We start from the raw sequence: 14,358 nt of genomic DNA, 5'->3' as shown, positions 1-14,358 counted from the left end.
ATATCTCTTCCAGGGCTGATCGCTGAGCAACGCTTACCAACTGCCATAAGGAATTCCGAATTGCTCGACGTAGGCCTTGTTTTCGGGTTCCAGAGGCACGTACTTGCCTTCGCTCTTACCGAGGTATGGGCCGCGGGGTTCGATTTCAGCTTGGTAGCGGCCGATTTCGAGGTATCCCAAGCACCCAGAACCCACCCAGACCTTGACGATGCCCCCCGGGGCCATGCCCAGCGTTATCTTGTCGCGATAAAGAGTGAGCACTTTCTGATCCGGTTTGCAAAATACGGTCTCGGGCTTGACCATCTCGTCTCGTACCCATTGAGGAATATGAATACGAAGCTTGTAGGCTTGCGGCTCAACCAGCGACTGCCAGCGCAGAAATAGACGCTCTGGGAGATCGACGTTGTTGATGGGCATTCCACCCGATCCTCCGTTGTGCCAGCCCTTAGCGCTACCCGTATAGCTCGCAACCCCTCCGGTCACATGGAAAAACGGCAGCCCTCGCTGGTCGATCACATCCACTGTCTCGACCCACACCTCCATGTGCTTGGGCGCAGCCAATCCCACATACCACGCGTAATAAGGCAGCTTGGGAGGCGGTATCGGTTGTGGACCACTGGCACAGGCGCAGAGGCTGATCAGCAGCCCAACTAGAAGCATCAGTCGTTTCATTGCGGATATCCCTTCTGCGGCTGATCGGGGTATACGTTGCGGCGGTTATCCGGTGCAGGCTTGGCAAGCATCACGCCCTTGGTCGGTGTCCAGTGCGCCGACTGGTGGATGTAACGCGAACGCAGCAATCGCTCTTGATCGGGATCAAGCACGACAGAAGAGCCCGCCAGCACCTGCTCGATGATGTGGTCAGCGACAGGCGCCAGATCGAAGGGCAGCTTGAAGCGCTGATCGCTGTCGCTGATCTCGTCAAACGGCACACCATGGCGCACGCCCAATTCGCGCATCACGCGCAACCCGACCAGCGCCAGTTCCCCACGAACGCTTCGCTCCAGCGTTACGGTGAGCCAGTAAGCCTGCGTGTCGTTGCCATCCCTGCGGTAATGAGCCTGAGCGGCCGCCCAGGCTTTGGCTTCGATACGCCCATCACCATTCAGGCCGCTGGCACTCAGCGGGAAAGCTGAGCAACGCTTACCAACTGCCATAGGGAATTCCATTTTTCTCGATCCATGCCTTAGCTTCTGGCGTGGGCGCGCGGTAGTACTCGCCCTTGTTGTTCAGGTATGGGCCGCGGGGTTCGATTTCAGCTTGGTAGCGGCCGATTTCGAGGTATCCCAAGCACCCAGAACCCACCCAGACCTTGACGATGCCTCCCGGGGCCATTCCCAGCGTTATCTTGTTGCGATAAAGCGTGAGCACTTTCTGATCCGGTTTGCAAAATACGGTCTCGGGCTTGACCATCTCGTCTCGCACCCATTGAGGAATATGAATACGAAGTTTGTAGGCTTGAGGCTCCACCAGCGACTGCCAGCGCAGAAATAGACGCTTTGGGAGATCGACGTTGTTCACGGGCATCATTTTTCCCCCACCTTTGTGCCAGCCTTTCACCTGCCCTGTGTAACTGGCTACCCCTCCGAACACATGAAAAAACGGCAACCCTCGCTGGTCGATCACATCCACTGTCTCGACCCACACTTCCATATGCCTTGGTGCAGCCAAGCCCACATGCCACGCGTAATAAGGCAGCTTGGGCGGAGGTATCGGTTGTGGACCTCTGGCACAGGCGCAGAGGCTGATCAGCAGGCCAACTAGAAGCATCAGTCGTTTCATTGCGGATACCCCTTTTGCGGCTGATCGGGGTATACGTTGCGGCGGTTATCCGGTGCTGGCTTGGCAAGCATCACGCCCTTGGTCGGTGTCCAGTGCGCCGACTGGTGGATGTAACGCGAGCGCAGCAGTCGTTCTTGATTGGGATCCAGAACGACCGAAGAACCCGCCAGCACCTGCTCGATGATGTGCTCGGCGACAGGCGCCAGATCGGTGGGCAGCTTGAAACGGCGATCGCTGTCGCTGATCTCGTCAAAAGGCACACCATGGCGCACGCCCAGCTCGCGCATTACGCGCAACGCCACCAGCGCCAGTTCCCCACGCACGCTTCGCTCCAGCGTCACGGTCAGCCAGTAGGCCTGCGTGTCGTTGCCATCCCTTCGGTGATGAGCCTGAGCAGCCGCCCAGGCTTTGGCCTCGATGTTTCCGTCACCATTCAGCCCGCTGGCGCGCAACCCCTCCGCCTGCGCGACCATGGCCAGCCATTGCGGATGCGACTCCAATGAGCGGCCCGCTGCGACCTCAATCCGTTTGGGCTCGACCAGCCACAGACGCTCCCGAGCATTAGGCAGGTAGCCTCCGCCAATGTCCGAATGCACGCCGGGAAGGCTGATTTGCAGGTGATGACTCAGTACGCCATTCAGTGCGAAATTGAGCCTGCACTCGTCCCGGGCCCCCAACTGAATCACTTCGCGGGCACAGCGAGGAGGCAAGTACAGGTTGACACCGTCGTTGTCGCTGTTGGCCGGACTCCAGTCGCCACGCTCAGGCGAAGAGATGGCCGCCACAGTGTCGAACAAACCGATCAGGTTGAGCTTCACACCCACCGCTGGATCAAAACTGTTCACCAACCCAAAGCGCCCGGGCTGAAGTAATTCTTTGAAAATCCCGCAGCCCGGTTTGAGGAATTCGTTAGCGCAATGGCGGGCAGCGGCGGCACCACGACTGAAGCCGAAAATGTCAACTTCGATGCGGCGAACTGCAATGCCAGGATTAAGAGATACAAATTCCCGAAGCTGGATTTGAATAGCTTCAGGTGCTTGCTGAACTTTCGCTACGACTCCCGTCTCGCCACGCCCCAGCCCCTGACCAATCACCGTGGCATCTTTGCCACCACTCCGCGTACCAATGCCCTCTACATAGACAGAGACAAAGCCGATATCCGCACTCTTTTTAAGTGGTGTTACGGCGTTATCCGGATACAGCTGATGCAAATACACCACATTACTCGGCGCATTCCCGTAGCTGTTATCCGGCGCCTGCGCAAACGCGCTCCCGGTAAACCCATCGAAGCCGTATTTGTTGCAGACCGACTGGATGCTTTCCAGATCCCGGGCGTCGTAGATCTCCAGGTCCTCCCGCCGACACTGTTCGGTGGCTGCCGCGTTGGCCATGTTGTTGCCGGTGCCATCGAAGAACAGGCCCAGACGCAGGGTGATGCCCTCTTCCAGTTCTTCTTCCTCTTCCTCCTCTTCGCGTGCTTCAGGGTCCAGCTTCACACCGGTTTCTTCCAGAGTGATCCGATCGGCGCCGTAGCCGTAGGCGCGCTCGGTCAGGCCTTCGCTGTCGGTGACGCCCTGCACGGTGCTGCCGTCGGCCAGGGTCATGCGGTAAGGAATGTAGGGCGCGGGTTTTCCGCTGTCCTTGTCGACCATGCGAAAGCCACCCTTCATCGGGTACAGGAACTCAGGGTCTTCCTGTTTCCACGGTTGCAGGGCCTTGTCCAGTGAGGACGCGCCGCCCCAGGTGATCCGATCATTCTTCAGGTTGATGCGGTTGGGGCAGCCGATTTCGACGCTGCCGTTGGCGATCTTGAGGTAGGCGCTGCCACTGACCAGGGTGATGCCGTTCTTCGCATTGAGGACAATTTCACCGTCAACACTTTCCAGGCTTAGCTCGGCCTTGGAGCGAAGGGTCATGGCGTCACTCTGCGCCTCGACCCGCACCGGGCCTCTGGCCGCCAGCAGCTTCAACCCCAGCCGATGGGCGTACAGGCTGATAGCCTCGCCCGCCGCGACGCTGAAGCGTTTGAAGACGCTCACGTCGGCGCTCTCGGCCGCGGTGACCGCAAGATTTTGCGCGGCCGACACTTGCAGGTTCGTCCCGGAGGTCAGCGCCATGCCTTCCGGCGCCGATGCCAGCAGCCCGACCTTGTCGAGGCCGGACAACGCGGCTTTCAGGCGCTTTTGCTCAGCCGCATCGGCGGGCAAGGCCCCCGACACCGCAGCACTTTGCGCCAACGCCTGCACCAGTTGCAGTGCATCTTCCAACTGCGCCAGCGCGGCGTTCATGCTGAGCACATCACCCTGCGCTTTCGGCTGGCGGTCGGCGGTAATAAACAACCCCTTGCCACCCCGAATCGCCCCCCAGCCATCGGTCCTCAGCTCAAACCCTTCCCCGCGCTTTTTCTTCTGCGCATCCACCAGATGCCCCAGGTTCAACTGGCTTTTCCCGCTGTGCTCGGTGCTGAGCTTCACATGCTCCTGTCCGCGCTCATCCTCCATGCGCAGTTTGTTATTGGCCGGGGTGCGCAGCACGTTGCGTCTGTAGTCGAGCCGCGCCAGGGTCACGTGGTCGGGGTGTTGGTCGTCGTGCAGGGCGTGGGCGATGTAGGGGCGGTCGGGGTCGCCTTGTTCGAAGGCGATGGCCACTTCGGTGCCGCAGATCAGCGGCAGGTGCAGGCCGTGGGTGTCGCCCGCGTAAGGTCGGGCCAGGCGCAGCCAGAGGCTTTCTTCGCCCTGTTTCCAGTCGTCGCGGTCGAACAGGAAGTTGACCTTGTAGCGGCCTTCCCTGTCGATGTGGCTGTAGGGGTCGTTGGCGCGGTTGCTGGTGACGCGGGCAGGCAGTGTTCCGGCGATGCGCGGTTTGGGCTGCAACGGCGGTCGGAAGCAGACGCGCTCGGCGTAGGGCATGGCGTCGAAGGTGGTTTGCAGGCTTGAATCGCGGGCGGCGTGCAAGGTCAGGCCGGTGATGACCGCGCCCGGTTTGAAGGCCTGCGGTGCGCCGCCGGTGATGTCCAGCACTTGCGCCAGATGAAGGGTGGCGCAGTTGCTGGTGCCGCTCAGGCCGGTCTGGGCGTTGAGGTAGCGTTCGTGGCGCAGGCGGGCGTAGAAGAAGCCGCTTTCGCTTTGCAGGTCTTCGTCCTGATCCAGTTTGTCGCCGAGTTCGGTGTAGGGCTCGGCGTAGTGATAGGCCTCGCCGTAGGTGGTGCGCGCGCCGCGGGTCTGGTCGACGTTGTCGTCGAGTCCGACACGGGCGTTGCGTGGGTCGTAGGCACGGAAATGGATGTTCTTCTCGACCACTTCGTGGCGGGCTTGCAGGTTCCACACGGCATCCTGAGTGCCACCGCTCAGGCCCGACGGAGGGCGGCATGGCAATGGGGTGCGGGGCCAGCGGTAGTGGCGCTGGTCGTCGTGGAATTCCACCACGTCGATGCCCAGTCGGTCATCGCTGACGAAGCGGTACCAGATGCCGACCTCGGCCAGCAGGCGGGCGATGAAGGCCAGGTCGCTTTCGTCGTACTGCATGACCTGCAAGCGTTGCGGGTACTCGCGCACGGTGTTGAACCAGAAATCCTGACCGAGCATGTCGTGGCGGCTGCGCAGGACGTGATCGACGATTTCCGGCACGGATTTGTGCTGATAAATACGGGTTTGTCTGCCACGCGCCAGCCGGGCCAGACGCGGTTGCAGGGTCACGGCGTAGCGCGCTTCGTCGTGGGAGCCGGACAGACGCCGAAAGCCGGTGATGACGCCGTTCACGGTGCGCAGTGGTTTGATCTCAGGCTCCGGAAAGCCGGGGAACGGCTTGTCCAGCGGGTCGGGCACAGCATGCAGGCTGAAACGGGCCTGACGGTTGAGCACGCGCTCGGCGGCGATGTCCTGATCTGACGAGGTGAATTCGATCTGGTAGGTGAACGGCTCGCTCAGGCGCTCGGTGCCGGTGAAGGTCAGGACGTCGAGGGTGGTGTCGAGGCTGCAGACCCAGAGGGTGTGGCGGGAGTGGTCGAAGAACAGACGAGAAGGCTCAAACATCGGCGCTCTCCTCGTTCAGCGATTCGGCGGTCGCGCCTTCGGAAAATTCAAGGGTGATGCCCTCTTCATCGCAATAGCTCAGCGTGACGCTTTGTGTGGGCTGGCCCAGCGCCTGACGCTGCAACAACTGCTGGCTCAGTACTGGCAAAATCTGCTGATTGAGCACGCTGTCGATGTTACGCGCACCGCTGTCTGGCAGCAGGCAGGCGTCGACCAATACATCGCTGAGGCGTTCGTCGATCTGGCCGTTCAGCCCATAGTGGCGACGCAGGCGCTGTACCACTTTGTCCAATTTGAGGGTGACGATGGTTCTGAGCGCCGACGCGTGCAGCGGGCGATAGATCAGGGTTTGGAAACGGGCCAGCAACGCGGGTTGGAAATGCTCGCGCAGGATGGGCCGCAGCCGTTCGTGCAACGTCGCGTCAGGCGCGTCGGGCTGTTGCTCAAGACAGGCCTGCAAGGCATCGCTGCCGAGGTTGGAGGTCATAACGATCACGGTGTTGCGAAAATCGATCTCTCGCCCTTCCCCGTCGCGCATGAAGCCACGATCAAACACCTGATAAAACAGATTGAGTACATCACGGTGGGCCTTCTCCACTTCGTCGAGCAGGACCACGCTATAGGGTCGCTGGCGAACGGCCTCGGTCAATACGCCGCCCTGACCGTAACCGACGTAACCCGGCGGCGAACCCTTGAGCTGGCTGACGGTGTGCGCTTCCTGATATTCAGAGAGGTTGAGAGTGATCAGCGAACGCTCGCCACCGAACAACTGATCGGCCAGCGCAAGCGCGGTCTCGGTCTTGCCGACGCCGCTGGTCCCCACCAGCAGGAAGACACCCAGCGGCGCATCTTCGCCGGTAAGGCCGGTTTTGGCCGCACGCAGCCGCTGTGCCAGCGCGCTCAGCGCGTGGTCCTGGCCGATCACGCGCTGCGCCAGTTGTTGCTCCAGCTCCAGCAGGCGGGTTTGCTCGTGCTTGAGCAGATTGCCCAGTGGCACGCCGGTCCAGTCGGCGACCACTTCAGCGACACTGCGCGCATCGACATCCAGCGAGACCAGGGGTTGTGCACCCTGAATCCGGACCAGCTCCTGGCGCAACAGTGCGCAGTCGTTTTGAGGGGATTCACCACGGCGCATGGCAAGCACGTCGTGACTCAGGCGCAACTCTTCGCGGTATTGCTGCTCAAGCGTTACCAGTTGTTCGCCGAGTTCGGCCTGACGTTGGGCAATCTTTGCCAGACGCCCCTGGGCCTGAATGCCGTGCACCTGTCGATCGGCTTCAAGCGCCTTACGTTCCACCTCCAGCGAGGCGCGTTCAGCCTTGAGCCGCACCAGTGCATGAGGTTCGCAATCGATGCTCATGCGCACCCGTGCGCTGGCGGTGTCCAAAAGGTCGACGGCTTTGTCCGGCAACTGGCGGCCGGTAAGGTAGCGGCGCGACAGATTGACCGCAGCTTCCACTGCCCCGTCAAGGATGTGCACGCCGTGATGCCGGGCGTAGCTGGCCTTGAGGCCGCGCAGCATGACACACGCCGTCGCATCGTCAGGCTCATCCACCTTGACCTTCTGAAAGCGGCGCTCCAGCGCGGCATCGCGTTCGAAATACTGGGTGTACTCGGCCCAGGTGGTCGCGGCGATGGTACGCAATTCTCCCCGCGCCAATGCCGGTTTGAGCAGGTTCGCGGCATCGCCACCCCCGGCCTGATTCCCGGCGCCGATCAACGTGTGCGCTTCGTCAATGAATAGCAGGATGGGCTTGCTCGACGACTGCACGGCCTGAATGACGTTTTTCAGCCGCTGTTCGAAGGCGCCCTTGACGCCCGCCCCCGCCTGCAACAGACCCAGATCCAGCGAATGCACGCGGACCGTTTTCAGGCTGTCCGGCACCTGGCCCTGGGCGATGCGCAGCGCCAGGCCTTCAACCAGTGCGGTCTTGCCGACACCCGGCTCGCCCACCAGGATCGGATTGTTCTTGCGGCGACGACTGAGGATGTCGATCACCTGACGGATTTCATCGTCGCGCCCGAACACCGGGTCGAGCTGTCCGGCTTCGGCTTTGGCGGTCAGGTCCTGAGTGAAGGCGTCGAGCGCTTCGTGGGTCGTATGAGAAGACGGCGTGGCAACGGGAGGCCCGGTCACCTCGTCCGTTGCCACATATGGCTGGATCAGGTGTTCATCCTGTCGAGCCTGTTGTGTTTCTTCAGAATGTTCGTGGAGAAAAGGCACGAGCTGTTCGAGCTGCACCCGGCTCAGACTGAGCAACGGCCACGCCGCTTCACAGGTCAAGAGTTCCGGCATCTCGATCAGAGCACCCAGCAGATGGACTGAGCGCAGCCGGTCATGGTCGCCGTCCAGTGACGCCAGCAACCAGGCATTTTCGATCAGTTTCTGTAATTTGCCGCACAACCGCGGCTTGTCCTGCATGCTGCGAGGCAGAGCGTCCAGATGATTCCACAGCCCTGTCCAGAGCGCCTCCATGTCCCATTCGTAGCGGCGCACGATCAGGGGCAGATCACCATTGGCCTGCCCTAACAGCTTGAACAGCCAGTGCTCGACGCTCACATGGGGGTGCGCGCGGGTCTGGCACAACGACGCGGCCGAACTCAATGCCTGAGCGCAGTAAGGGTTCAGGCGACGCAACAAACGGGTGGGGTTCTGTACCATCGGGCACATCCTTGTTCTGGGGTCAGGGGATGTCGGGGAAACGGCACACGTGGTCCACCACGCGTGCCGTGGCGGGTTATGCGCTCGGACGCTCGCTCCAGGCGTCGGAGTGAATGATGTTGCCGTCCTTGTAGGTCCAGATGATCTTTTCGTAGCGCAGCTCGATCATCTCCAGATGGTTGTGTTTCTCCTTCGAGGGGTCCTTGACGTCGTGCATCTTCGGCGCCACGCCGACCACCTTGACGTTCTCCAGCCGGGTGTTGAAGTACTCGACTTCCTGACCGGCATCGTCGATGCGGTACCACTTGAATTCGGCACTCTTGAGGGTCTGCCCGGAAGTCACGGCCTTGTACAGGTACGCGCTGGACGCATCGATTTCCTTGGTAAAACGAAACGGGGTGTGCACCCGTGCCCCGGTCAGCTTGCCGGTGTTGCTGTCGGTGGGGATGTAGACGTTGTGATCTTGGGCCAACACTTCGATGCTGCCTTCCCGGTTCTGAACGTCGACCGAACCTTTGATCTCTGCGCCACCATCGTCTTGCAGCCACAGATAAACGGGTATAGCCATGTGAAGCTCCTTGTTTACAGCGTTGTGTGCCGCGTCATGCGGCAGGGGTGGAAACGTCAGCGACCGAGCCGGAAGGCAAACAGGCCTCCGCTTCGGGCACCAGACGAATGTCGACACGGCGGTTCGCACGGCGACCGGCTTCGTTGTCATTGCTGGCGATCGGTTGGGTATCGCCGAAACCCTGCACCGCGAAACAACGGGCAGGGATGTCCCCCATGCGCTGCATCCAGTCCCGTACTGCGGCCGCACGGGAGCGGGACAGCAGCAGGTTGTGCTCGGCGCTGCCGATGGAGTCGGTATGGCCACTGATCACAATCAGCCAACCCGGCTGAGCCTTGATCCCCTGCAAAGCGTTGATCAGCACCTTGGTCGAATCAGGCCTGAGCTGGGCGCTGCCGCTGCTGAACAGCGACAGGCTGTTCAAGCGTATGGGGACGATCAGTTGCACCACTGGGTCATGGGGCGGTGGGTGGTGCCCGGCAATCATGGCCAGCAAGGGCGCGCGCAACTGCTCACCCCGGTACAGGCCAAACCCCAGCGACAGCGGCTCGCCATGCCGCCAGTAGTTGTCCAGCAAGGAAAGGTCTTCACGCAGGGCTTCGATGGCCTGTTCCTGACGCGCAAACTCCGGTTGATCACGCCGTTGTGCCGCCGTGATCACGGTGTATCGGTGTACGTCATCCGTGACCTGACGCAGCAACAACATGTTCTGCCGGTCGGAACTGAGCAGCGCGATGGCGGCAGCCGAGGTGAATGCCCACAGCGCAATCGTGAAGGCACGACGTCGGGCAGTACGCGCCACCGGCCTTGGCAGTAACGGAAGCAGTGGATCGGGCAGCGGCAATGCTATCCCGGGCACATCGGGAACCGCCTGCGCCAGTGCGATCTTGCCCTGGAGCCACTGTTGCCACAGGTTGCCCTCAACGGATCGAGGCAGTATCGGCACGGCGGCTATTGAACAGACCGCCATTCGCACACTCATGTGCGGGAGGACGCGTTCGCCCAACCAATGCGCTGCGTGATGGGCCTGAATGCAGGCTTTCAGGCGATCGTCCTGTTGCTCTGCACGTTGCCAGTCGGCTGCGGTCAGGCACGCACCGGCATCATGAACCAATGCATCTGAGCCGCCGGCGTGCCAACTGAGCCACACGGGATCGGTTACGACGGTCTGCTGATAACTCACCAGCATCAACGGCAGTGGCGCACGGCTCCTGCGAGCCACCGCCAACTGGTGGCAGAAGGTGCGCACATGACCCGCCAGCGCCGACACATCGTGATGCTCGACCGCATTGACCACGAACATCACGCGCAAGCGATCACGGCAATCCGGGTACTGCGCGATCAGGCGCGTCACGGTTTCCGGCAGGTGCAACACATCGGGGATTGCCAGGTACACCCCGGAGCGGGTGACGCGCAGGCGCTCGGCCTCACCGCCCAACGGGGACGGCGATTCGGTCTGGCCGTCACCGCAGACCAGCACCACAGGCACCCTGCCTGCCGATTTCAATCGGGCCAGCGTTTCAGCGCAATCCGACGAAGGCGGCGCTCTGCGCCCGGCCATCAGCCACGCAAAGGTTGTCAGCGCCACCACCACGAGGATCGCAAGGACACGATGCGTCGTCGCCAGTGGAAGGATTGCGCACAACGCCAGCAGCAAACCCGCCGTCCACAGGTAGAGCATCCGGGTCAGTTTGAGCGTCATCAGAGCGGTCCCCGCACCGGAGCCATCGACGCGATCAGATCCGACAAATGCTGATCCAGCCCCCACCAGAGCCCGGCGAGCAGCATCGTCGCCAGCAGGCCATGAAGCACTGGCGAGCCTCGCCACCGAAATGCGTCTGACAGCCGTCTGCCAACGAGTTGCCTGCCCAGCGCAGGGCCGATGCGCCAGGGCAGCACTTTTTCCCGCAGCGCGTGGACCAGTTCCTGCCGCTCCGGGTGGTCGAAGTCCCTGTAGCGCCCGAGAAACCCCAACGTCAACACTCGCTGATACACCGTCAGGACGTGAGGATCGAGGACTGGCGCACGCAAGGCTTCACGCATTTCCTCATAAAGAAATTCGCCCGCCTGATGACGATTGAAGAACCGCACCTGAAGCGGCTCGCGGGCCCATGTTTCCTTCGCGGTTTCCTCGGCGCAGGTAAACACGGTTTCATCGAGCAGCGCGCATTGCGCATGGCTGATGCTGTCAATGCTGCGCTGACTGAAACCCGCCCTCTGGAGCGCGTCACGTACGTGTTGAACCTGCGCGGCGCACAGGTTCCACAGTTCATTGTTGCTTCTGGCCCGGCCTCCCTGACGCAGTTCGATGATCAGCAGGTAGCTGTCCTGCAGCAACTCATCGGTGTTCACGCCAGCAAAGGGCGAGGTCGTGGATTTGAACAGGCTCATGTGCGCAACACCGCAAACAGTTCGAGTTTCAGGTCATCCAGAGGCTTGGAGATGTAAAGGGCGCAGACCCCTTCGTTCAGAATTGCCCGCCCCTGAGCATGTTTGAAATCGAAGGCGAAATACTGGTTTTCCAGACGTAACGGGATCGCCGCCGGAACGTGGCTGAGTGACTGCAACAGCGTGCCGTCCCGCCCGCTGTTACGCAGTTGGAAGACGTCATCAGGCGTCCCGACCTTGCACAGCACCGGAAACTCCTTTTGCAGGAATGCCGCCGACTCGCGGCAACGTACGGACAGGTAAAAATCGGCGCCCTCCGGCTCGCACAGACGCGGGTCATGCAGTTTGAACTGCCAGCGATTGGCGCCCTTCTTCTCCAGTTCCAGCGTGACCACGCGGGACGGAAGACTGGCTTCGAGCAACGTGGAGATCGTCTGCATCAGCGGCCGAAAAACGCTGCTCAAGTGCTCATGGCTGTACGCCGGAATACGGTCAATGTCGTGCTCCAGCGAGAACGTCAACAGACTGCCTGCAAACCTGATCAGCTCCAGGTACACGGCTTCGGGGTGCCGGTTCGGATACTTCAGCACATCGGCCAATACCGGCTGATAGGTGTTGAGAGCGTTGAGGAGCCAGAACAGCGACACATCCGCTACGGCAAAGTCGGCCATGCGCTGATTGCTTTCCCGGCGCATGCCCATCAAACGCTGCCGCTTGGCAGCCACCTGCGTGAGCAGATTGTCCAGTTGAACCAACAGCCCAGGATGCGCCGCAAAGCTGAGCAAGGGCGGCACGTAGTCCGGATCCAGCGTCCAGGCGCCCTGGCCGTCGCGTGCCAGGCGGGCGACAGGGCACGTGACGTAATCCGCGTTGCTGTCGCAGGACAAGCGCAGGCTCAGGACGTGTTCCAGCACGCCCATCGACTGGACCTCGTCGCCATGGATGTCTTGCACGTTGCGCCAGTCCTGGCGGTAGCGCATCGGTCGGACAGCACGCTCGCCGTCGAACAGGCAATTGCCGCCATTGCCCTGTTCAAGCGGCAATGCGAGCAGCACCAACGCCTCTTGAAGCGTGGCGGGCAGAGCATCCAGTGCCAGTGCGTCGGGCAAACGGTCCACATGATCGGTGTCGATCGGTGTGCCGTCCGGCAGCTGCAGACTTAACCGACTGGCCTTGAGCTTACCCAGCATCAAGGCCTGCTGATCGAACTGCACCGCCTGAACACCCCACGGATGAACCCATGACAAATGCGCCAGACGCTCCTGGCTCCACGCTTCCCAGCGAGCCTGCTGTTGAAATTGCTGCTGAGACAGCAGCGCACCTGCGGCCCACAGCGGGCGGTCAATCTTCATCGCTCAGACTCCCTGCGAGACTCAGGCCTTGGCCTTGGGCATTTGCGAAACCAGCGACAGGTTGACGTCCATGCCTTCCACCTGAAAATGCGGCACGGCGAACAACTTGACGCGGAAGAAGCCGGGGTTGTCGTCGATGTCCTCGACGATCACCCGCGCCTCACGCAGCGGATGAGACGCCTGAAGGTCGTCGCTCGGATCGGTCATTTCGGTCACCAGCCCACTGACCCACGTGTTCAGCTCCAGCTCCAACAGGCGGCGGTCCTTGGTGGTGCCAATGTTTTCTCGCTGGATGAGCTTCAGGTAATGGGCAATGCGTGAGAGCAGAAAGATGTAAGGCAGGCGCGCATTGATGCGGCTGTTGGCGGTGGCGTCAGCAGTGTCGTACAACGCTGGTTTCTGCGTCGAATTCGCCGAGAAGAAACAGGCGTAATCGCGGTTCTTGTAGTACGACAGCGGGATGAAACCCAGATTGGCGAATTCGAACTCCCGCGTTTCGGGAATCATGACTTCCGACGGAATCTTGACCTGATTGCCCGTACCAAGGTCGTAGAGGTGAATCGGCAGATCCTGGACGGCGCCACCGGATTGCGGCCCTCGAATCTGCACGCACCAGCCATTGGCGATGAAGCTCTTGACCATGTTCGCGGCAAAGGCAAATGACGCATTGGTCCACAAGTACTTGTCGTGGTCGACGCCTTTCACGCTTTCGACATAGTTGAAGCTGCGCACGGGAACGGTGTCGGGACCGTACGGCAGGCGTCCCAGTACCCGTGGCAGGGTCAAGCCGATGTAGCGCGCATCATCGCTGTCGCGAAACGACTTCCACTTGATGTATTCGGCTCGATCGAAGTAGTTGCCGATGTCCTTGATCGCCGCCACTTCCTCCATGCTCTGCTTGCCGAAAAACGCCGGCCCCACGGACCCAATAAAAGGCATGTGCGCTGCCGCCGCGACTTTCGAAATATTGCGCAGTAGCGCAATGTCCTGCGGGCCACGCCCGAACTCATAATTTGAAATGGCTGCCGCGATAGGCTCTCCGCCGGGGGTATCGTATTCCTGGGTGTACGTGTGCAGGTACAACCCGCTCTGAGTGATCTCCGGGGCGTCTTCAAAGTCCTGGACCAGATGATCCTTGCTGACATCCAGCAATTCGATGCGCACGTTCTGACGGAAGTCAGTCTGATCGATCAACGACTTCACACCCCGCCAGGTAGACTCGACGCGCTGGAAATCAGGATGGTGCATGACCGCATCCAGTTGACGGCTGATCTGGCAGTCAAGTGCGGCGATGTGTTCGTCGAGCAGGGTTTTGTCAAGGCGCTGCACTTTGCGCGACGACTGTTTCAACAGATCGAGAAATACACTGACAGCCGCGGTCACCCGCTCGTCGGCCGAGACATCAGACAGCGCTTCAATGTTCTGGAACGATTCGATGTTGCCCAGGGTTTCAACCGGGCTGAGATTGATCTTGCTGAACAAGTCCCCGTAAACACTTTGCGTTTCTTCCGGCAATACGGGAGCGTCGCGCGAAGTCGCGCCGGTATTATTTACAGACATGAATATTCCCTATAA

10 protein-coding genes are annotated in these 14,358 nt (G+C 61.0%); all 10 read right to left on the bottom strand.

Annotated elements, in window-relative coordinates:
* Positions 1–33: 33 nt before the first annotated feature.
* Positions 34–672 (bottom strand): DUF2931 family protein, encoded by a 639-nt coding sequence (locus tag ACI5GA_RS26335; RefSeq protein ID WP_421424904.1) that lies wholly within the window; start codon positions 670–672, stop codon positions 34–36.
* Entirely contained in the window at positions 669–1,157 is a 489-nt protein-coding gene (locus ACI5GA_RS26330) for a hypothetical protein (RefSeq protein ID WP_404634383.1), read from the bottom strand. Before ACI5GA_RS26330 ends, ACI5GA_RS26335 begins: the two co-directional genes overlap by 4 nt.
* Complete coding sequence (locus ACI5GA_RS26325) at positions 1,144–1,782, bottom strand: DUF2931 family protein (protein WP_421424903.1); 639 nt, start codon at positions 1,780–1,782, stop codon at positions 1,144–1,146. Before ACI5GA_RS26325 ends, ACI5GA_RS26330 begins: the two co-directional genes overlap by 14 nt.
* Positions 1,779–5,813 carry a type VI secretion system tip protein VgrG gene (gene vgrG / locus ACI5GA_RS26320; protein WP_421424902.1) on the bottom strand — a complete coding sequence of 1,345 codons (4,035 nt, stop codon included), beginning with the start codon at positions 5,811–5,813 and terminating at the stop codon, positions 1,779–1,781. Before vgrG ends, ACI5GA_RS26325 begins: the two co-directional genes overlap by 4 nt.
* Positions 5,806–8,475: a type VI secretion system ATPase TssH gene (gene tssH, locus ACI5GA_RS26315; protein ID WP_421424900.1), complete on the bottom strand. Its 2,670-nt coding sequence runs from the start codon at positions 8,473–8,475 to the stop codon at positions 5,806–5,808. The genes vgrG and tssH overlap by 8 nt, the downstream gene beginning before the upstream one ends.
* 76 nt (positions 8,476–8,551) lie before the next feature.
* Entirely contained in the window at positions 8,552–9,043 is a 492-nt protein-coding gene (locus tag ACI5GA_RS26310; protein ID WP_404640317.1) for an Hcp family type VI secretion system effector, read from the bottom strand.
* Positions 9,044–9,077: 34 nt separating this feature from the next.
* Positions 9,078–10,745, bottom strand: coding sequence for an OmpA family protein (locus ACI5GA_RS26305; protein WP_421424899.1), 1,668 nt, complete (start codon positions 10,743–10,745; stop codon positions 9,078–9,080).
* Positions 10,745–11,434, bottom strand: coding sequence for a type VI secretion system protein TssL, short form (gene tssL, locus ACI5GA_RS26300; RefSeq protein ID WP_421424898.1), 690 nt, complete (start codon positions 11,432–11,434; stop codon positions 10,745–10,747). The genes ACI5GA_RS26305 and tssL overlap by 1 nt, the downstream gene beginning before the upstream one ends.
* On the bottom strand, positions 11,431–12,783 hold the full coding sequence (tssK, locus tag ACI5GA_RS26295) for a type VI secretion system baseplate subunit TssK (protein ID WP_421424895.1): 1,353 nt from the start codon (positions 12,781–12,783) through the stop codon (positions 11,431–11,433). The genes tssL and tssK overlap by 4 nt, the downstream gene beginning before the upstream one ends.
* A gap of 21 nt (positions 12,784–12,804) precedes the next feature.
* Positions 12,805–14,343 (bottom strand): type VI secretion system contractile sheath large subunit, encoded by a 1,539-nt coding sequence (gene tssC / locus ACI5GA_RS26290; protein ID WP_421424893.1) that lies wholly within the window; start codon positions 14,341–14,343, stop codon positions 12,805–12,807.
* Positions 14,344–14,358: the final 15 nt, after the last annotated feature.

This window comes from Pseudomonas sp. Pseu.R1 (genome assembly GCF_045764065.1).
In the GTDB taxonomy this organism is placed as follows: Bacteria; Pseudomonadota; Gammaproteobacteria; order Pseudomonadales; family Pseudomonadaceae; genus Aquipseudomonas.
The sequence above is the reverse complement of the archived record's forward strand: the minus strand, read 5'-3'. Positions and strand labels throughout refer to the sequence as shown.